This is a genomic window from Polaribacter sp. AHE13PA (genome assembly GCF_019278505.1).
Taxonomy (GTDB): domain Bacteria; phylum Bacteroidota; class Bacteroidia; order Flavobacteriales; family Flavobacteriaceae; genus Polaribacter.
Window position 1 is genome coordinate 3,418,454 of record NZ_CP058985.1, and the last position, 21,202, is coordinate 3,439,655.

13 protein-coding genes and 1 pseudogene are annotated in these 21,202 nt (G+C 28.9%); 9 read left to right on the plus strand and 5 right to left on the minus strand.

All coding sequences use genetic code 11. The features are described 5' to 3' along the window. Positions 1-915: a sugar phosphate nucleotidyltransferase gene (locus H0I28_RS14660; RefSeq protein ID WP_218759563.1), complete on the minus strand. Its 915-nt coding sequence runs from the start codon at positions 913-915 to the stop codon at positions 1-3. Between the two features lie 156 nt (positions 916-1,071). On the opposite strand from H0I28_RS14660, the gene H0I28_RS14665 reads away from it, so the two are divergent. After that, complete coding sequence (locus tag H0I28_RS14665; RefSeq protein WP_218759564.1) at positions 1,072-2,109, plus strand: substrate-binding domain-containing protein; 1,038 nt, start codon at positions 1,072-1,074, stop codon at positions 2,107-2,109. A 108-nt stretch (positions 2,110-2,217) separates the two neighbouring features. Here H0I28_RS14665 and kbl read toward each other — a convergent pair whose 3' ends face one another. After that, entirely contained in the window at positions 2,218-3,414 is a 1,197-nt protein-coding gene (kbl, locus tag H0I28_RS14670; RefSeq protein ID WP_218759565.1) for a glycine C-acetyltransferase, read from the minus strand. A gap of 1,257 nt (positions 3,415-4,671) precedes the next feature. On the opposite strand from kbl, the pseudogene H0I28_RS14675 reads away from it, so the two are divergent. Then, positions 4,672-5,379 (plus strand): annotated as a pseudogene (locus H0I28_RS14675) (hypothetical protein); the annotation flags it as partial. A gap of 54 nt (positions 5,380-5,433) precedes the next feature. Then, positions 5,434-5,583, plus strand: a complete 150-nt coding sequence (locus H0I28_RS14680; protein ID WP_218759566.1) for a hypothetical protein — start codon at positions 5,434-5,436, stop codon at positions 5,581-5,583. Here H0I28_RS14680 and H0I28_RS14685 read toward each other — a convergent pair. Next, positions 5,580-5,774: an RNA polymerase sigma factor gene (locus tag H0I28_RS14685; RefSeq protein ID WP_218759567.1), complete on the minus strand. Its 195-nt coding sequence runs from the start codon at positions 5,772-5,774 to the stop codon at positions 5,580-5,582. The genes H0I28_RS14680 and H0I28_RS14685 overlap by 4 nt on opposite strands. Positions 5,775-5,895: 121 nt before the next feature. Here H0I28_RS14685 and H0I28_RS14690 point away from each other — a divergent pair, with 121 nt between their 5' ends. The 4 genes from H0I28_RS14690 (at position 5,896) to H0I28_RS14705 (ending at position 12,540) form a co-directional block, all read left to right on the plus strand. Next, the gene (locus tag H0I28_RS14690) at positions 5,896-7,026 is read left to right on the plus strand and encodes a FecR family protein (RefSeq protein WP_218759568.1); all 1,131 of its coding nucleotides are present in this window, start codon (positions 5,896-5,898) and stop codon (positions 7,024-7,026) included. Between the two features lie 156 nt (positions 7,027-7,182). Continuing rightward, complete coding sequence (locus H0I28_RS14695) at positions 7,183-10,575, plus strand: SusC/RagA family TonB-linked outer membrane protein (protein ID WP_218759569.1); 3,393 nt, start codon at positions 7,183-7,185, stop codon at positions 10,573-10,575. Positions 10,576-11,008: 433 nt separating this feature from the next. Further along, entirely contained in the window at positions 11,009-11,149 is a 141-nt protein-coding gene (locus tag H0I28_RS14700) for a hypothetical protein (RefSeq protein WP_218759570.1), read from the plus strand. A 14-nt stretch (positions 11,150-11,163) separates the two neighbouring features. Next, a complete protein-coding gene (locus H0I28_RS14705; RefSeq protein WP_218759571.1) occupies positions 11,164-12,540 on the plus strand; it encodes a TlpA disulfide reductase family protein in 1,377 nt (458 codons plus the stop codon). 931 nt (positions 12,541-13,471) lie between these two features. On the opposite strand, the gene H0I28_RS14710 is transcribed toward H0I28_RS14705, so the two are convergent. Then, complete coding sequence (locus H0I28_RS14710; protein WP_218759572.1) at positions 13,472-14,989, minus strand: T9SS type A sorting domain-containing protein; 1,518 nt, start codon at positions 14,987-14,989, stop codon at positions 13,472-13,474. A 740-nt stretch (positions 14,990-15,729) separates the two neighbouring features. Beyond that, on the minus strand, positions 15,730-16,314 hold the full coding sequence (locus tag H0I28_RS14715) for an RNA polymerase sigma factor (protein WP_218759573.1): 585 nt from the start codon (positions 16,312-16,314) through the stop codon (positions 15,730-15,732). Between the two features lie 121 nt (positions 16,315-16,435). Between H0I28_RS14715 and H0I28_RS14720 the strand changes: the two genes are divergently transcribed. Continuing rightward, entirely contained in the window at positions 16,436-17,566 is a 1,131-nt protein-coding gene (locus H0I28_RS14720; protein WP_218732193.1) for a FecR family protein, read from the plus strand. Positions 17,567-17,719: 153 nt separating this feature from the next. Then, positions 17,720-21,202 (plus strand): SusC/RagA family TonB-linked outer membrane protein, encoded by a 3,483-nt coding sequence (locus H0I28_RS14725; RefSeq protein ID WP_218759574.1) that lies wholly within the window; start codon positions 17,720-17,722, stop codon positions 21,200-21,202.

Genomic DNA, 21,202 nt, shown 5'->3' on the forward strand with positions numbered 1-21,202 from the left:
TTAGTTCCATAATTTATTTGGATACACTCCGCTTTCTTTCAGTTTGTTAATCTCTAATTGCGCTTTTTTCTTATCATCACTATAGGTAACTCCAAACCATTTAGAGTCTGATTCTAGTACTTTTACAGATGCTTTTTTAGACGCCAACATTGTATTCACAATGGTTGGTAAATAAAATTCTGCTTTTAAGTTTTCTTTCGTTTTTCCTAAGAAGTCTAAAAATAGTGCATCTCCAAACTCAAAACATTTAGGAGTAAAACCCCAGAAATTCATGGAAACAGTCGTATTTTCATCAATAGGAACCATTTCTCCGTTATCATCTTCACTTTTTAGGATTCCGACTATTTTTTCAATTCTAACTCTTTCGGTAACATCAGTTAAAAAACCGTTTTCATCAACGGTACATTCTCCTCTAGATACATAACCGTTTTCTGAAATTGTATTTTTTAAAGAATAAGCTACCATACTAAAATCATAACTATTTTTATCTGTATTTCTTAGCTGTTCTGCAATGGCAACAAAAGCTTGTCTGCTATAAAAATCGTCAGCATTTATAATGGCAAAATTTTCTTTTATTACATTTTTTGTCATTAATAAAGCGTGGCCTGTTCCCCAAGGTTTTACCCTTTTTGGATTTCTATATTTTTCAGGTACGTTTTCTAATTCTTGAAATACATATTCTACGGCTATTTTACCTGCTAATTTTGTGTTGTAAATATTTTTAAATTCTTTTTCGAATGTTTTACGGATGATAAAAACTACTTTACCAAAACCAGCATGAACTGCATCATAAAGAGAAAAATCTATAATAGTATCTCCTTCTTTGGTAAAACTGTCCATTTGTTTTAATCCGCCGTAACGACTTCCCATTCCTGCTGCTAAAATAACTAGTGTAGGTTTATTTTTCTCACTCATAATTAGTTGATATTTAGTCAGTATTATTGTTTTTATTAAGTTACAATGCTTTCTGATTGAAACAAAAATATATATATTATTTTGTGTTACCAAGAGAATAGTAATAAAATGTGCTCGAACACAATTATTGAAACAAAAAGGTATATATTTGCTTTGATGAAGAAATATACTATTAAAAATATTGCAGAATTAGCAGGTGTATCTAAAGGAACGGTAGATAGAGTTATTCATAAAAGAGGCAAGGTATCTGCATTAGCTTTAGAAAAGGTAACTACTGTTTTAAATGAAATAGACTACAAGCCAAATTTGCTTGCCCGAAGTCTAAAAAACACCAAAGATTACCACATTTGTGTTGTTTTACCAGATTATACTAAAGATGCTTTTTGGTTGCCATGTTATGAAGGTATTGTAGCAGCAGTAAATGAGTTTGCATCTTTTGGTGTTTTTATAGAGCCTTTCTTTTTTCATCCTAATAATGTACATTCTTTTGTAGAGGTTAATAATAAAGTATTAGAATTATCGCCAGATGCAGTTTTATTGGCGCCTTTATTTTATAAAGAAACAGTAGGTATTATTAATAAATATGCCCTTAAAAATATTATTGTTAGCAAATTTAACAACCAATTAGAAATTGAAAATACTAAGAATTTTGTTGGTCAAGATTTATTTAAAAGTGGAAGAATAGCTGCAGGTTTGCTACAAATGATTATCAAAAAAAATGCTACGATAGATATTATTCATGTCGATGAAGATTTTAATAATTCTATTCACATGCAGGAAAAGGAGAAAGGTTTCAGAGATTATTTTGATGAAATACAAAATTCTGATTATAAAATTGTAACCCATAATTCTAAACAATCTGACCTAGCAAATAATTTAGATTCTATATTTTCTGATTCTTTTACTTCGGACGCTATTTTTGTGACCACGTCTAAAGTTTATGAAGTTGCGGAATTTATTAAAAGTAAAAATTTGAATAATGTAAAACTGATTGGCTATGATTTATTGGAAGAGAATATTCAATATTTAAAAGAGAACGTTATAGATTTCTTAATCCATCAAAACCCTAAAAAACAAGTGTATTTAGGTCTGAATTATTTAGTTGATTTCTTTCTTTTTAATAAAGAAATACCTGCTAAAAGCTTATTGCCTATAGATATTATTACGAGCGAGAATATAGAAACGTATTTATAACTTAAAAAGCACTAAAAGAAAATCAATCTTTGTATGGATTGCTTATTCTAAAAGTGCTCTATACCTTTAATAAATACTACTGTTTTAAACAAACTCGTGTAAATACTATTACTTAATTACATTCAATCTTTTACCAACTTTAATAAAAGCAGCTACCGCTTTATCAATATGTTCTTTTGTATGTGCTGCAGATAATTGAACTCTAATTCTTGCCTTGTCTTTTGGTACTACTGGAAAGAAAAAACCAATTACATAAATACCTTCTTCTAATAATTGGTTTGCCATAATCTGAGATAATTTTGCATCATACAGCATAACCGGTACAATTGCGGCATCTGCACCAACTAAATCGAAACCTGCAGCTTCCATTTTAGATCTAAAATGATTGGTGTTTTCTTCTAATTTATCTCTTAACGAAGTATCGTTTTCTAACATTTCAAAAACCTTTAGAGAAGCACCAACAATGGCAGGAGCTAAAGAATTAGAGAATAAGTAAGGTCTAGAACGCTGACGTAACATTTCTATAATTTCTTTTTTACCCGTAGTAAAACCACCCATTGCTCCACCTAAAGCTTTTCCTAAAGTTCCGGTAACAATATCTACTCTGCCAAGTACATTTTTTAGTTCTATTGTACCACGACCTGTTTTACCAATAAAACCAGAAGCATGACATTCATCTACCATTACCAAAGCATCATATTTATCTGCTAAATCGCAAATTTTATCTAATTCGGCAACAACGCCGTCCATAGAAAATACACCATCGGTTACAATTATTTTAAAACGATGATTTTGTTTGTTTGCTTCAATTAACTGCTCTTCTAAAGAAACCATATCGTTATTGTTATAACGGTAACGAGCTGCTTTACACAAACGAACTCCGTCTATAATAGAAGCGTGGTTTAAGGAGTCGGAAATAATAGCATCTTCTTTTGATAATAAAGGTTCAAAAACTCCTCCATTTGCATCAAATGCTGCGGCGTATAAAATAGTGTCTTCACAATGAAAAAACTCAGCTATTTTAGCTTCTAATTCTTTATGAATATCTTGAGTACCACAAATAAAACGAACAGAAGACATACCAAAACCATGCGAGTCTAATGTGTCTTTTGCAGCCTGAATTACTTCTTTATTATTAGACAAGCCTAAGTAGTTATTGGCACAAAAATTAATTACTTCTTCTCCTGTAGAAACCTTTATAACGGCATCTTGTGAGGTTGAAATAATGCGTTCTTCTTTAAATAAACCATTGTCTTTAATGGCTTGTAATTCTTTCTGTAAATTATCTTTTATGCTTCCGTACATGGTATCTGTTTTATTTTATAGTACTTATGTATTTTTCTTTTAATTTTTATATCATTATTTTAGGCATGCTATCTAAATCGAATAGTGGCTTCCAGTTCGGATCTCTTCTTGCAGGAAAATCATCGATACTTTCTGGCCACGAGTTTGCAATTTTTTACCTGAAATCTGGCTTAAATGTAATACTAAAATTTAAGTAGGTCTTTTTCATTGAATTAAAAAATTCTTTTAGTGTAAAACTCATGGTTTTTTTCTTCATTGGTAGAAAGAATGGCTGCTAAATGATAGATTTCTGTTATTTTGTACTTTAGTGCGATTTCTTCTAAAGTGTTATAATTTATATCATACCGTTTCTAAAGAAAATCAGCAGCTTTTTAAAGCTGGATCTTTAGAATTTGAAAAAAACTATCAGCATATATTCAATAAAGAAATATCCAAAGCAAGTAAAAGTGATATTCAAGAAATGGTAGCACAATACTTTTCGATATCGAAACAGAAGGAGTAAGCTGTTTTTACTTTGTTAGAAAAAGATTTTTCTTTGGTTGATGAATCTCAGAAAGCAGAATATCTAAATTATTATTTTCTTACAAACGTTCGGTATTATTGTTTGCTTGGGTATTGTATTTCAGGATATTATGAGCAATCTGTTGTTTAATTCTCGTTACTATGTCGGAAATACACTTAATAAAAAAAACCGTAATCATTTTGTATTAAATGAATTACGGTTTTTAACCTGTGCTCAAGGTAGGAGTACCTTATTTTTTAAACGTGTTTAATCTCTTTAAATACTATATAATATAGCTTAATTAATTCATTTGAAATCAATTTTAATCAAATTTTATTTAAATAGGTAGCCCTTTTAATTGCCCTATTTTGAATATTTGTATCAAATTGTATATTTATGAAAGTTTCATTTTATTTAAGAAAGGATAAGGTCAATAAAGAAGGGTTAATGTCAGTAAGAATGTTAATTACAGCGAAAGACTGTAAAATATTACAGGTCATAAAAAAGAGGAAAGCTTTAGACGTTATGTTAAAATTCAAGATAAATTCAAGCTAAAAATTAGCCCTCAAAAATTAAGTAAGTTATATGTTCTTTTTTTTGAAAATAATAACGTAAAATCAACTAATATTAATGCCAATTCAAAGGGCGAAAAATTTGATCATTTTTGGAGTAAAATGGTTGGATCCGGACGTGCTAATGAAGGTTTACGAGATGGTTGGTTAGAACAATTAGAACAAGCTTAAGAAAATTGCGGATTTGAATATGTTCGTTTTCATGGAATTTTTCACGATGATATGTTTCCAGTAATTATTGAAAAAGGAAAAACGGTCTACAATTGGAAATATATTGATGATTTGTTAGATTTAAAGGTGAAGCCATTTGTTGAACTTGCATTTTTACCAACAAGTATGGCAGCAGAAAATTCTAAAACGGTTTTCTGGTGGAAGGCAAATATTACGCCAGCAAATGATTCTTTTGAAAAATGGCATGATTTGGTAAAAGCTTTTACACAGCATTATGTGGATAGATACGGAATTGATGAAGTACTTACTTGGTACTTTGAAGTATGGAACGAGCCTAATTTATATAAGTTATTTTGGGACGGAACAAAATCTCAGTATTTTGAGTTGTACAAGCAGTCTGTTATAGCAGTACGCTCCGTAGATAATAGATTAAAAGTAGGAGGGCCTTTACGAGTAATTATGTGCCAGATACTTGTTTTGATGGAGAAACGACAGATGATGAAGCTTCAGAAGCTGTTTTTAACACGTTTTGCAAAATCATTAAAACTAGATTTAGAATGGTTAAATAAAACCATAGCTAAAAGTGAATATCCAGACGTAGAAATTCACTTAACAGAATGGAACACAAGAGATCCAATGCATGATCGTTTACCAGTAGCGGCTTATATTGTAAAATCTAATCTAGATTGTATTGGCTTAATAAACTCTTTAGCTTTTTGAACATTTACTGATATTTTTGAAGAAAAGGAAGAAGCCCAAATAGAGCTGGAGTTTATGGACTTTATACCTAGTCCTAAGAAAAGTGAAGATCTAAGAGATTTAGTTCATATGCAAGCAAATGAACAAACCATTTCTCAACGTCTAAAAACGGTTGGTTATGAAACTTGTTTGTCTGGTAATAGATTTTTCAGTATTTATTTTTAATCTATTATTCTATTCCAAAGTGTTATAAATGTTTGCTGTACAATATCTTCTGCTTCATGTAAATCGTGAGTATAGGTAACGGCATAATCTAAAAGTTTTTTATAATAACGATCAAACAATATACTAAATGCCTTTCTACTGCCTTTTTTAATGCTTTTAGCTAATATAGTGTCGTCAGAGAGAGTTTTCAAATTAATTTTTAGAATTTTTGATTAAAAGACAAATATGCTAAAAAAAATATGAAATAAGACTAAGGGTAAAATAATAAATTAGCGTATTTGTTGTATAAATTAAACTGAAATAGATAAAACGTTGAAAAAACTTACAATAAAATACATAATTAATACAATCTCTTCAAAAGAGTTAGTAGAACTCAAAGAGATGTTAAAAGAAAAGAAAAATCAACAGGTTTTTAAAGATTATATAAAAGATTATTATGCTGTTCATACGGTATTAAATAAACCAGATATAGACAAAGCATATGATAAACTTTGGGATGCTATAGAGAAACAAAAGCCTAGGCAACAACCTCTTTCGATGTGGTTTAAATATGCCGCAACAGCTGTAATAGTTTTGACATTTTCATTATCGTATTATTTAATAAATAACCAAGAACAAAATGGAATAAAAAACACAGTTGCAGAAGCAGTAATCCCAGGTACTAATAAGGCTATTTTAACTCTTGATGATGGCTCTGATATTATGTTAGAAAAGGGAAAACCTTATAAAACAGCTAAGTTAACTAGTAATGGGGTGCAAATTAAATATGATAAAAAAGGAGAGAATCAAGTGTTATATAACCACTTAACCGTACCAAGAGGAGGTAGGTTTGAAGTTGAATTGGCAGATGGTACTCGAGTCTGGTTAAATTCAGATTCAAAATTAAAATATCCAGTAAGTTTTAAGGAGGGAATAACACGAGAAGTTGAGCTTATATATGGAGAAGCTTTTTTTGATGTGTCTTCAAGTAAAAACCATAAAGGAACACGTTTTAAAGTTCGTTCTAGACTGCAAGAAGTAGAAGTTTTGGGTACAGAATTTAATATAAAAGCTTACGGTGATGATGTAAATGTGTATACCACTTTAGTAGAAGGTAAAGTGTCTGTGAAAAATGAATTCTTTAAAGAAAAATTAAATCCTGGATTTCAGTCTGTTATAGGTAGTTCGGGAGGCGCTATTGAGGTTAAGACTGTTAAGGTATACAATGAAATAGCTTGGAGGGAAGGAATCTTTTCATTTCGAGATAAGCCATTGAAAGAAATTATGAAATCTTTATCTAGATGGTATGATGTAGATATAATTATTAAAAATAAAAAACTGGAAGATATAAGATTTAATGGTGTCTTAAGTAAAAGTATGAATTTAGAAGAGGTTTTAGAACCTATTAAAAGAAGTATTAATCTGAATTATAAAGTATATGGTAAAAGAATAGTTCTAGAATAAAAAAGAGACGAAGTTTATACCGCTCAAAGTAAATTAACTTCATCCCTTAGAATAAATATATTAATTAAATGAATAACTAATACCAACAAATTTATGAATATTAATTTCACAAAAAAAACATTCTTTATAAAGAAAGAAAGAATTCGAAATTTTATTATGAGAATAGCCCTATTATTATTATTATGTTTTACCATTTTAGGTTTTAAGCCTATCGATATAATTTCTAAAAATGTAAGAATTACAATTGAGGAAGATAAAACTGTTTCTGTGAATGAAATTTTTGATATGGTTAAAAGTCAGACAGGTTATTCATTTGTTTATAAATCAGATTTGTTTAATGGTTATCCAAAAGTAGTTCTTAAAAAAGGTGTTTTTAAAGCTAAAAACCTTTTAGATATGAGTTTGTCTAAAGGTAAGTTTATATATGGTTTTTCAGAAGGTAATACTATTGTAATTCAAGAAAAATCTAAATCAATTAATATTAACCAAACACGTACAGTAAAAGGTGTAGTAACTGATGAAGAAGGTGTCCCTTTATCTGGAGTAGATGTTTTTGAAAAAAATACACCTGGTGAAACAACCAAAGATGATGGTACTTACGAGATAAGCCTAAGTAGTAGCAGTGAAGATATAATTATTGTATTTAGTTTTCGAGGTTTATTAACTCAAGAAGTTAAGGTGGGTAAGCAGGCAGTAATCAATGTAGTTCTTAAAAAAGATTTAACGAATTTAAATGAAGTTTTAATGACAGGATACCATAGTTTATCTAAAGAGGAGTCTACGGGTTCATATTCTACAGTTAATGCTGAGGCAATTGAAAACAGGGTTCAAACTAATATTTTATCAAGAATAGAAGGTGCAGCAAATGGTTTGTCTTTGTATAAGGGAACTCCTGTTATTAGAGGAGGTGCTACTTTTTCAGCTGATAATACTCCTTTAATCGTTGTAGATGGTGTACGCTATGAAGGAGATTTAGAAGCGATAAATCCCAAAGAAATTGAAAATATTACTATATTAAAAGATGCTTCAGCAACTTCTATTTATGGTGTAAGATCTGCCAATGGGGTTATTGTTATTACTACCAAAGGAGGTTATGTGGGGGGACCAACATTTAGTTATTCATCTACAAGACAATTAACACCTCTACCAGATCGTTCGTACGCAAACTTAATGTCATCATCTGAATTTATTGATTATCAAATGTATATTTTTGATAAGGCATACGATAGTAATGTTAGACAAAATTCTGCATTGGCGCAAAACCAAGTGAGTAAATTATTGTATGATAGAGAAGATGGAAATATTATTGAAGAGTATTTTAATTCAGAAATAGATAGGCTTAGAGGGGTAGATGGTTATGAGCAAGTGGAAAACGAATTGTTAACTAATAAAATAACTTATCAACATAATTTTTCTATGAAAGGCGGGTCTGATAAGCATCAATATTCATTAGCTTTAAATTTTACTACTACAGGGTCTAATGAGGTAAATAATTCTGTAGACCGAATTGGTTTTAATACAAAAAACAGTTTTCAATTAACCGATCGGGTTGATTTAGATTTAAGTGTTATTGGTAGTTACAATAGTTCTGATAACTATACAGGTATTTCTGGATTGGATTTATTGGGCGGATCTATGCTTCCTTTTCAGACTCTTAAAGATGAAAACGGAGATCTATCTCAGTGGGAATATATCAAAAGTAGTGAGGAAGTAAATAGGTTAAATTCACTTGGATTGATAGATGAAACGTACTATCCTTTAAAGGAGTTAAAAACCCATCAAGTAACTTATGAAAACCCTTATATTAATATAAATATTGGTGGGAAATTTGATTTCACAAAATCATTGAACTTAGAATTAAGAGGGCAAACAGAAATAGGCAATTCTCATACTAAGGATTTTTCAAGTGAGGAAAATTATTTAATTCGTAAATTAATCAACGATGCTTCACAATTTGAAGACGGTAAATTAATATTTAATATTCCGTATGGAGGACGAGTGATAGAAAAGACTATTAATCAACAATCATATACATTAAAAGCACAACTTAATTATAATAATCTATTCAAACAAAAACATGATGTAAATGTGTTTATTGGAGCAGAAAGACGACAGGTAATAAATACGACCCATGGATTTGCTAGATATGGTTACGATAATGATAGATTGTTTTTTTCTGCGGTAAATGAAGCAACATTAAGATCAAGTGTGATTTTAGGGACGAATTCTTATGATGGAACGTTTCAATTTACGGGAGTTGATCCTGCTAGTACTTATATAGACGATAAATATGTTTCTTTTTATGGAAATGGGTCATATGAATTTGATGGTAATTTAAGATTTAATGCTAGTATTAGAGTAGATCAATCTAATTTATATGGAACAAATTCAAAGTACCAATACCGTCCTTTATGGTCTATAGGTGCAAATTATAGAATAAACACAGACTCTATACCTTGGTTAGATCTACTAAAGATTAGATCTACATATGGAATAAATGGTAATGTCTACAGAGAAAGTGATCTTTATACTATATTCGAAGTATCCCCGCCAGATAATATTAATACAGTAGAAGAAGCTTTAAGATGGGAAAAAACAAACAGCACTAATTTTGCTATAGATTATAGCTTGTTTTCAAATAGAATCTCAGGTAGTATTGATTTTTATAATAAGAAAACTACTAATTTAATTGGAAATCTAGTAAATGATGCTACTGAGAATTATGCTTCGATGAATAATAAAGGATTTGAGTTTCAATTGCATTCAAAAATTATAGATGATACAGATTTTAAATGGAGTGCTAATTATTTGCTTAGTTATAATAAAAATGAAATTAAAGAGCTTTCTGTTTCAGAAACAAGTGTAAATTCATATTTCGGATTGCAAGCTAGAGAGGGAAAACCTTTTAATAGTATTTATAGTATTAATTATGCAGGTTTAGATGAAACAGGTTCTCCAACAGCTTATAAGGCAGATGGAACTATTGTAAGTACTTTAGAGGAATTGGAGTACAATGACTTAATACACGAAGGAACTTACAATCCACCATACCACATGTCTCTTTCCAACGAGATTAAATATAAACAATTTGAATTTTCATTCCTTTTGGTTTATTATGGAGGGAATGTACAAAGAGACGTTGCTGCTGGGTTTTATCCATCATTTTCAAATCCTTATGATTTAAATAATAATTTAGATAGAATAAATTTAAACTACTGGAAACAGCCTGGTGATGAGGAAGATATTTATATATCTCCCGCTTATAAAGCTACTGATGATAATGCTACTGATTTATGGAAATATGCCAACATACATGTTCAAAAAGCAGATTATATTAAATTAAGAAATATAGCTTTAGCATATAACTTACCAAATGTAATATTGGATAAAATGAAAATTTCAGGATTAAGATTCTCTTTTGATGTCCAAAATCCATTAAGATGGGCCTCTAATAGAAATAACTTAGATCCTGAAGTATGGAATAATCAAAACAACAGAGGAGCAGTAATTATGCCAACATATACCTTAGGAGTTAACTTAAACTTTTAAAATTAAAAAATATAAAATATTATTAGTATCGTTAATTGATATTTGTTTTTATTCTTGTGATGATTACCTAGTTGTAGATCCTAAGAGCTATAATATACTGGATAATTATGAAGATTATGTTTCTTTAGTTTATCTCTATTACCGGATGTTGTAAACACAAATTATCTTATAGATGATTTAAAAAAGACGACAGATTCAAGCTTTCTGGAGGGAGTCATTTTAGCTAGTATTAGTGAAGTACAAAAAAATATTATTACTTCAATTCAGAACCAATCACCCTGTAGGAAAAGATAATGAGTATTATGCATCAGTATATATCAAGTCTATATATTTAATTTGGTAATCAATAATGTAATGGATATTATGATTTTTTATAGAGGATTAAAAAAAATAGCTAAGGAAGAAGCTTTAGGTATAAAAAAGAAGGAGATTCATGTTTGTTGGCGACTTTAGATTCCAAGATTTTAAAAGGTTGAATACAGGATCTGCTTTAGCTAAAACAGTAATTCATAATGCAGATGATGTTGAATATATATTACCACCAAATGATGTTATAGATATAATAAACGTTTAAATTATTTTAATCAAATGAAAAAAACAATATTGAATTTTGTGCTTTTATTAAGTCTGATGGCTTGCACAACTGAAAAAACAGTGGAATATTCCTTGCTTTCTGGCAAAATTAATAACATTGATACTAAAGAAATAATTTTAACAAAAGTAAATCAGTCTTCAAAAAAGAAAATTGCAATTGATCAAAATGGTTTTTTTTTAGATACTATTAAAACTAGTGCTGGGTCTTATTTACTTACTTTAGGAAAAAATAAGATTAATATTTATTTAAACAAAGGAAGTGAAGTTAACATTACCGCTGATTCTAAGGATTTTAATAATTCTTTAAATATTTCAGGTAAAGGATCTGGAACTACAAAATATTTATTATTAAAAAAAGAGGCAATAAAGATAAGAACAGATAAGAAATCGTTTTATTCATTAGAAGAAATTGACTTTAAAAATACAGCCAAGAATTTAAATTCTCAGCTTAGTAAAGCATTAGATACTATAGAAGGAATTGATGCAACTTTTAAAGCATTAGAAAAGAAGGAGATTAATTACAGTTATTTACTTGATTTATCAGAGTATACAAAAGGTCTCCATAGTTATTGGGCAAAGAAGAATAACTACACTCCTTCTAATGGGTTTTTAGATGAAGTAAAAACTTTAGATGTTACTAATGAAAAAGACTTTAAAACTTCCAATACTTATAAGCAATTAGTTGTTGCACACTATTTAAATAAAGCTAAAGATTTATCAAAAAAAGATTCTATTAGTTTATCTCTAGCCAGGATGAAGGTAAATGCAACAATTCCAAATCAAACGATTAAAAATGAACTAATATTTTCTGGTACAGAATATGGAATGCTTAATGTAGAAGATTTTGAAGAGTACTATCAAATATTTATTAATGCTTCTACTAATGAATATAACAATGCTAAAGTAACAAAAGTATATAACAAGTTGCTAGATATAAGCAAAGGTAAACCATCCCCAAAATTTATAGACTATGAAAAGCATTCAGGAGGAACTTTATCGTTAGATGATTTAAAAGGAAAATATGTTTATATCGATATTTGGGCAACATGGTGTATACCTTGTTTAAATGAGTTACCATATTTAAAAAAGATAGAAAAAGCATATCATGGTAAGCATATTTATTTTTTAAGTTTATCAATTGATGCCCCCAAAGATTACGATAAATGGAAACAAATGGTTATTGATGAGAAATTAGGAAGTGTTCAAGTTATTGCTGATAAAGGAGGGAAATCTAAGTTTATTGATGATTATTTTGTTGTCTCAATACCTCGATTTATATTATTAGACCCAGAAGGGAAAATAGTTTCTAACAAAGCACCCCGTCCTTCTAGTCCTGAGTTGATAGATTTATTTAATGAGCTAAATATTTAAAATCAATTAAGTATATGTTATTAATACAATTAGCTAAACATATACTATTTATTACTAAAACAAAATTTCAGTATTATAGCTTTTCATCAAATAAAAAAAATATTTAACGTGAGTTCAACCTATGAAAAATAGCAAAACATTGATTTTAAACGTTTTTGATTATTTTATAGTTAATTTATATTGTTTTTTTTAATCACAGTACTTCGATTATTGCCAATAATGGTCAGTTTGAATATTAAATAGACTCATAAAAAGACCTTTTAAAACGTAAATAACTGAAATGCATAAAGTATTACATCGAACTCACGTAATTTGGTTTCGGGTTGTTCTTAAGCATTATAGTTTATAAAAATACCCCAAGTAGGCTATGTCTTATTCTCTGGTAAAATTGATAATTTTAATGAACATGAAAAGGGAGCTTTAGTAAAGCTCGATAAATCTTTTAAAAAAGAAATTGATATAGCACCAGATTGAAACTTTATTGATACGCTAAAAAATAGATTGACTAAAAATTAAGACCTTAATTATAATCACTTATGAAAACGAATTCTGTCGAAAATACTATCGCTGAACATATTAATAGAGCTCAAAGTATCAATCTGTTTTAAATCAAATAATTTAAAACACTAAAATTGCCCAAAAAACAACTTTCCAAGCTATAGATATTTATAATAACCTTAGAGCCGATTTTAGTCTTGACTTAAGAAGACCTGCAAAAGTACATTGAACTCCGAATATAAAATACAAGTCATATCGAAAAAAACAATGTAAATTTACCTGAATTATCAATTTAATACACATCAATTATTTAACCTAAAAAAGATCAACCTATATCTTTACAATACACTAGACAAATAAATAAAATATAGTATAAAAAATATCGTCCAATGTTGGACGATATTTTTATGTTTCTTATTATTTGTAAAAAAAATTACTTTTTTATGATCACTTTTTTAGTAGTTGAAACAGAACCATTATCTAATTTTAATAGATACATTCCTGATTGTAAATTGTGATTGATTATATCATTTTCAACTGTTCCACTAAGTACTTTTGTACCTAATACATTATATAATGTATAATTAACAGACCCTGTTAAAGTTGTTTTAATATTAAATAAATCAGTTGATGGATTTGGATAAACAGAAAATGAATTATCCAAGTCAAACGTTGTAGTAGATAACGTATTTAATTCATCATTTGTATAAGTAAATAATTCTCTACCTATATCAACAGTACCTGCAGTATAATCAGTATTAAGTGTATTATTAGAAGCTTCAAAATACAATTTATTGTTTAAAACAATAATTTCATCAACATTATCAAATAAATCAATTTCTATTGGTTCTATACTTACTCCGTTTGTTCTATACAAACGATAGGTAGCAAAAGTACCTACAGATTTACCTGCATAGTATAAATAACCATCACCAGGTGCCGCAAAATGAACAGGGTCGTGGTTAAAAGTGAAACCATTAGGATTATCTTCTGTATAACCACTAAGATCACTAATTATATCTGCTACAGGATCATATACCCAAAGTTGGTCAAAACCTCCATCATCACCTTCAAAATACAATTTACCTTCCCAAGCGTATAAACTTTTAAGGCTGTTAATAGAAGTTGCAGATGTTACTACCGTTGTTCCTGCTGATGTACCATCGGTAACCCATAAATCATTATCATATTCAAAGTAAACATTGTCTCCCAACTTTGTCATATGATTTAAAGAAGAATCTCCTGCATCGTTAACATCCTTAACCAATGTATAAGTTTGATTAGTGATGTCATAAAGATATAACTCATTACCCACCGATGTGCCTGTACCCCCATCATCATATGTCATACTGAATAAGATAGAATTATTATTAAACCCAATGTAATCACTTGTAACTTTTACTGTACCTGTACCATTATCTGGTAATTCGGTAAAGGTTGTACCGTCAAATTCATAAAAAGAGCCTGTATAATCAGCATTAAAATTTCTCATGTAAGCTTTATTGCCAATAATAACAGCAATCTCCCCCGTTCGAAAATCGTCAGTTATTATTACTGTTCCAGCTTCAGTACCATCGGTAGTGTAGACACTATAAGTATCCGCTCCTGGAATAGCTGCATTGAAATATAATTTATTGTTTAATTCAAAAAAATAGGTTGGATTAGATGACTCGGCCGATCCATCTAGATCTTTTAATAATACTGTACCTTCAGGTGTACCATCAGAAACCCATAGTTCTTTACCAGCATCTATACCTCCTGTATTTGTAGCTTGTGAATCATCGGCAGCAAAATAAAATTTTCCGTTAAATGCAAATAATTTGTCAGGGGAAGAATTGTAAGATTCTTGACCAAAAGGGTAAGGCGAAGCATTAATGTCTTTAAGAAGTGTGATCTGCGAGTAGGTTATGCTTGAAATTAGCAATAAAACGAATAAGTAAAAATGTTTCATAATTATTTGTAGTTTTAAATTATATATTCTATTACGTTGATTTGTTATTTTACCCTTAGTTTATTTTTAATTTATTTTATTTTTTTTACAATTAAATGTTGTGTTTTGTTTATTTCATTATTAATAATTCATCAAATTACTTGTTTTTGTTTTTTTATTGTAATAGTTTTTTAAAAAATTAATTTATAGCTAAATTTTATGTTTTCTTTGTTTTGTTGTTAAAAAATCATCAAATAGCTTATTTTGTTTTTTTGTATTTTTTTTTAAAGCATTACAAGTAGTAAAAATTTGTATGCCCTTGATGAGGGGATTCAAAATTATAATCACAGAGCAACAATAAAATATTTGCAGATATGTTTAAATAGAGTAAGTTAGATGAAATTTCGATAACGAAATTTGTAATAGGTAGAGAGAAAGAATTAGATTATTTAATTACGAATGAAATTTTAATAGTTAGTATATTGTCTAACAAGATTTAATTTGGTTTCCAAAAAAAAATATTTTGTTATGATTTTTGAGAAGAATACAAGCGTTAAAAGACTTTGCTATTTAAGTGGTAGTTACTAAAAGTGGCCAAAAATATTTTTAAAGAAGTTAGATTAAGCCAATGTATTTTGCATATGGAGGAAAGGTGAAAAAATTGTATTTATAAGGTTTTTGTTAGCCGTCATAAATATTGCAGGGATTGGTAATACAGTTAACATGTAGTTTTAACAAAAGTTAAAGAGAAAATAAGTCTGTTATTGTTTGTAAGCAAATTTATAGGCGAAGAACAAAAATAAATTATCTTCTTCAAAAGCTTTTCGTATTTTTTTATAAGCGGTATACATATGAGATTCTACTGTCTTTATAGAAATGTCTAATTGTTCTGAAATTTCTTTATACTTAAGATTTTCAAACTTATTTAAATACAAAACCTTTTTACATTGTTCTGGTAGTATTTCTATTGTATTTTTTAATTTAGTAATACGTTTTTCTAGAATTTCAGGGTCTTCTGTAATTCTCTCTCTAAGAACTTGTTCTTTAAGTTCATTAAAAAAAGAATCACTTTTTTTTTGTTTTCTGTAAATATCAATATAAGTGTTATGTGTTATTCTGTATAAATAACTTTTAATAGATTTTTCAGTATTTATTTTTAATCTATTATTCCAAAGTGTTATAAATGTTTGCTGTACAATATCTTCTGCTTCATGTAAATCGTGAGTATAGGTAACGGCATAATCTAAAAGTTTTTTATAATAACGATCAAACAATACACTAAATGCCTTTCTACTGCCTTTTTTAATGCTTTTAGCTAATATAGTGTCGTCAGAGAGAGTTTTCAAATTAATTTTTAGAATTTTTGATTAAAAGACAAATATGCTAAAAAAAATATGAAATAAGACTAAGGGTAAAATAATAAATTAGCGTATTTGTTGTATAAATTAAACTGAAATAGATAAAACGTTGAAAAAACTTACAATAAAATACATAATTAATACAATCTCTTCAAAAGAGTTAGTAGAACTCAAAGAGATGTTAAAAGAAAAGAAAAATCAACAGGTTTTTAAAGATTATATAAAAGATTATTATGCTGTTCATACGGTATTAAATAAACCAGATATAGACAAAGCATATGATAAACTTTGGGATGCTATAGAGAAACAAAAGCCTAGGCAACAACCTCTTTCGATGTGGTTTAAATATGCCGCAGCAGCTGTAATAGTTTTGACATTTTCATTATCGTATTATTTAATAAATAACCAAGAACAAAATGGAATAAAAAACACAGTTGCAGAAGCAGTAATCCCAGGTACTAATAAGGCTATTTTAACTCTTGATGATGGCTCTGATATTATGTTAGAAAAGGGAAAACCTTATAAAACAGCTAAGTTAACTAGTAATGGGGTGCAAATTAAATATGATAAAAAAGGAGAGAATCAAGTGTTATATAACCACTTAACCGTACCAAGAGGAGGTAGGTTTGAAGTTGAATTGGCAGATGGTACTCGAGTCTGGTTAAATTCAGATTCAAAATTAAAATATCCAGTAAGTTTTAAGGAGGGGATAACACGAGAAGTTGAACTTATATATGGAGAAGCTTTTTTTGATGTGTCTTCAAGTAAAAACCATAAAGGAACACGTTTTAAAGTTCGTTCTAGACTGCAAGAAGTAGAAGTTTTGGGTACAGAATTTAATATAAAAGCTTACAGTGATGATGTAAATGTGTATACCACTTTAGTAGAAGGTAAAGTGTCTGTGAAAAATGAATTCTTTAAAGAAAAATTAAATCCCGGATTTCAGTCTGTTATAGGTAGTTCGGGAGGCGCTATTGAGGTTAAGACTGTTAAGGTATACAATGAAATAGCTTGGAGAGAAGGAATCTTTTCATTTCGAGATAAGCCATTGAAAGAAATTATGAAATCTTTATCTAGATGGTATGATGTAGATATAATTATTAAAAATAAAAAACTGGAAGATATAAGATTTAATGGTGTCTTAAGTAAAAGTATGAATTTAGAAGAGGTTTTAGAACCTATTAAAAGAAGTATTAATCTGAATTATAAAGTATATGGTAAAAGAATAGTTCTAGAATAAAAAAGAGACGAAGTTTATACCGCTCAAAGTAAATTAACTTCATCCCTTAGAATAAATATATTAATTAAATGAATAACTAATACCAACAAATTTATGAATTTTAATTTTACTAAAGAAATTTTCTTTTTTAGGAAAACAACAAAAAACTTAATTATGAGAACAATACTGTTGTTGTTTTGCTCCACTATTTTTAGTTTTACACCTATTGATATTATTTCACAGAATGTGAAAGTTACAATTACGGAGAATAAAACAGTTACTGCTTATGAAATCTTTGATATTATTCAGTCACAAACAGATTATAAATTTATTTACCGTTCAGATCTTTTTAAAGGTTTTCCTTTAATTACTTTAAATAAAGGTACTATTAAAGTAAACGATTTATTATCTAAAGCTATTTCTAATGAAGAGTTTGATTTTAATCTACTTAAAAATAATACAATTGTAATAGAAAAAGAGGTTTCAAGAATAATACAAGAGACAATTACTGGTAATGTTACTGATGAAAATAAGGTTCCTTTATCTAATGTAACTATTCGAATTAAAGGAACTAGAAAGGGACTTCTAACAGATTTCGATGGTAATTACAGTATTCCTGGTCTTAAGAAAAGTGATGTATTAATTTTTTCTAGTGTGGGGTTTGTAACACAAAGTATAAAGATAGGCGACAAAAAAGTGATAAATGTTGTTTTAAAAGAGTCTGATGATGAGTTAGATGAAATAGTAGTTGTATCAGAAAAGACAAAAGTTAATACGGGATATCAGACGGTTTCAAAGGCAAAATCTGTTGGTGCTTATGAATCTGTAGGAGCTGAAGTAATTGAAACTAAATTTCAAACAAATATTTTAGAAAGATTAGAAGGTACAATAAGTGGGTTGAGCTTATACAGAGGAAAACCAGTAATTAGAGGGATTTCTACACTTTTTGGAGAAGATGAACCTTTAATTGTGTTAGATAATGTGATTTATGAAGGTAGTTTAGAATCTATTAATCCTAGTGATATTGAAAATGTTACAGTATTAAAAGACGCTACGGCAGCTTCAATTTACGGTGTTAGAGCTGCCAATGGAGTTATTGTCATAACTACCAAAAAAGGGATCCTAGGTAAACCAAGGATAAGTTATTCATCATCATTTCAAGTAGAAGAACTTCAAGATCGATCGTATCAAAACTTAATGTCATCTGCCGAATTTGTTGATTATCAAATTGATGTTTTTAATGCAACAGCAAATGGTACTCGACAATTTAAACAATTAACTGTAGATGAAGTTAATACCCTATTGTATGATTATGCAGATGGTTTGATTTCAGAGGATTATTTAAATTCAGAATTAAATACGCTTAGAAATTTAGATGGATATGATCAAGTTGTAGATGAATTATTAGCTCCTAGATTTACACAACAACACAACCTTTCATTAAGGGGAGGGTCTGAAAAGCATCAATATGCATTATCTCTTAATTATTCAGAAATAGGTACTTTTGAAAAAGATAGGAATTCTGAACGATTGGGAGTTAATGTGAAAAACTATTTTAAATTAAATGATTGGTTTAAATTTGATATATCTCTTATAGGTAGTTATAGTTTTTCAGATAATTATATAGGTATTACAGGACTTCCTTTATTAGGTTCTTCAAGACTTCCTTATGAAGTACTTAGAGATGAAGATGGAAATCCAGCGGAATGGAAATATATTAAAAGTGAGAGTGAAATTGATAGACTTATTTCTTTAGGTTTAATAGATCAATCCTATTATCCTTTGAATGAATTGAAAGAACAAACGTCAACATATAAAAGTCCTTCTATTACCATAAATGTTGGAACACAAATTAAGCTTTCAAAATCACTAGAGTTACAATTAACAGGTCAAAAAGAAATTAGTAGAAGATATAGTAAACTTTATTCTTCAGAAAATAGTTATGCTGTTCGCGATTTAATAAACAATGCTACTCAAATAATAGATGATGAAATTATTAATAATATTCCTCATGGAGGTAGGGTTTTTGAAACTTATTATGATAATAATTCATATACTTTAAGAGCACAACTTAACTATAATAAGTTATTTAATAAAAAACATGATGTAAAAGTACTTGTAGGTGGAGAAAGAAGACAAGTAATTGGTGATTCATATGGAGATGTACGTTATGGTTATGATGATACTACTTTATCTTATATTCCTTTGGACTGGGATACTTTAAGTGAAACAATTCAATCAACACAATCTGGTTTAGGAACTTTTACTGTGGGAGGACAAACTGGTTACCAAACTGATGATAGTAGATATGTGTCTGCTTATGGAAATGTTTCGTATATGTTTGATGATAAATTAGGGTTTAATGTAAGTGCAAGAATAGATGAGTCTAATTTATTTGGTACAAGTTCTGATCATAGATATAAACCGCTTTGGTCTTTTGGGTCAAACTACATTGTAGATACAGAGTCTTTGGCTATACCATGGCTTAACAAATTAAAAATTAGAGCTACCTACGGAATAAGTGGTAATATTTATGATGGTACTGGACCAGAAGCTATAGCAAACCTTATTACTACTCCTAATCCTGCTGGAGAAACACAAGCATCTATTGTTGCTCCACCAAATGAAGAGCTAAGATGGGAACAAACTTATATAACCAATATTGGTATAGATTATGAATTGTTTTCTAAGAAAATAACAGGTAGTGTTGAATTTTATGATAGAACTACTATAGATGCTGTTGCGAGAATAGATTCAGATCCTATTTTAGGTTGGACTCAGCTTCCTAAAAATTATGCTTCATTAAACAATAGAGGTATTGAATTTCAAATTCATTCACAATTTATAAATACTCAAGATTTTAGATGGGATGGTAAAGTTGTGTTTAGTTATAATAGGAATATAGTTACAGAGTATACTCAAGCATATAATACATTTTATGCATATGATTTTCTTTATGGAAATCAATTAAGAGAAGGACAAGCATTAAACACCGTTTATACGCTTCGTTATGCTGGTTTAAATGAAAAAGGAGCTCCAAGAGCTTACAAGGCAGATGGTACTATTGTAGATTCTTATAGTGATTTAGTTTTTGAAGATTTGATAGATCAAGGAACTAATGATCCTCCTTATCATGCTTCTTATTTTAATAATATATCATATAAACAATTTGATCTTTCATTTATGCTTATTTATTATGGTGGACATGTTCAGAGAGATGTAGCAGCAGGGTATTATCCTACATATAAAAATTCATATCAATTAAAGACAAATTTAGATAGGATACATTTGAATTATTGGAAAGAGCCTGGTGATGAGGAGGATATATATACGTCTCCAGCAATTCATTGGGATAATGCTGTTGATAATCCAGATTATGTTAGAAGTTCTCAGAGAAATATATGGACGTATGCAGATATACATGTTCAAAAAGCAGATTACATGAAGGTAAGAAATATAACTTTAGCCTATCGTGTCTCGCAATCAGTTTTAGATAAAATGAATCTATCTAATTTAAGGTTGTCTTTTGATGTAAGAAATCCATTTTTATGGGCAAATAATAGAAATAATCTAGATCCTGAAGTATGGACAACTGATCGTAGTAGAGGAAATCCAAAAATGCCAACATATACTTTAGGAATTAATTTAAACTTTTAA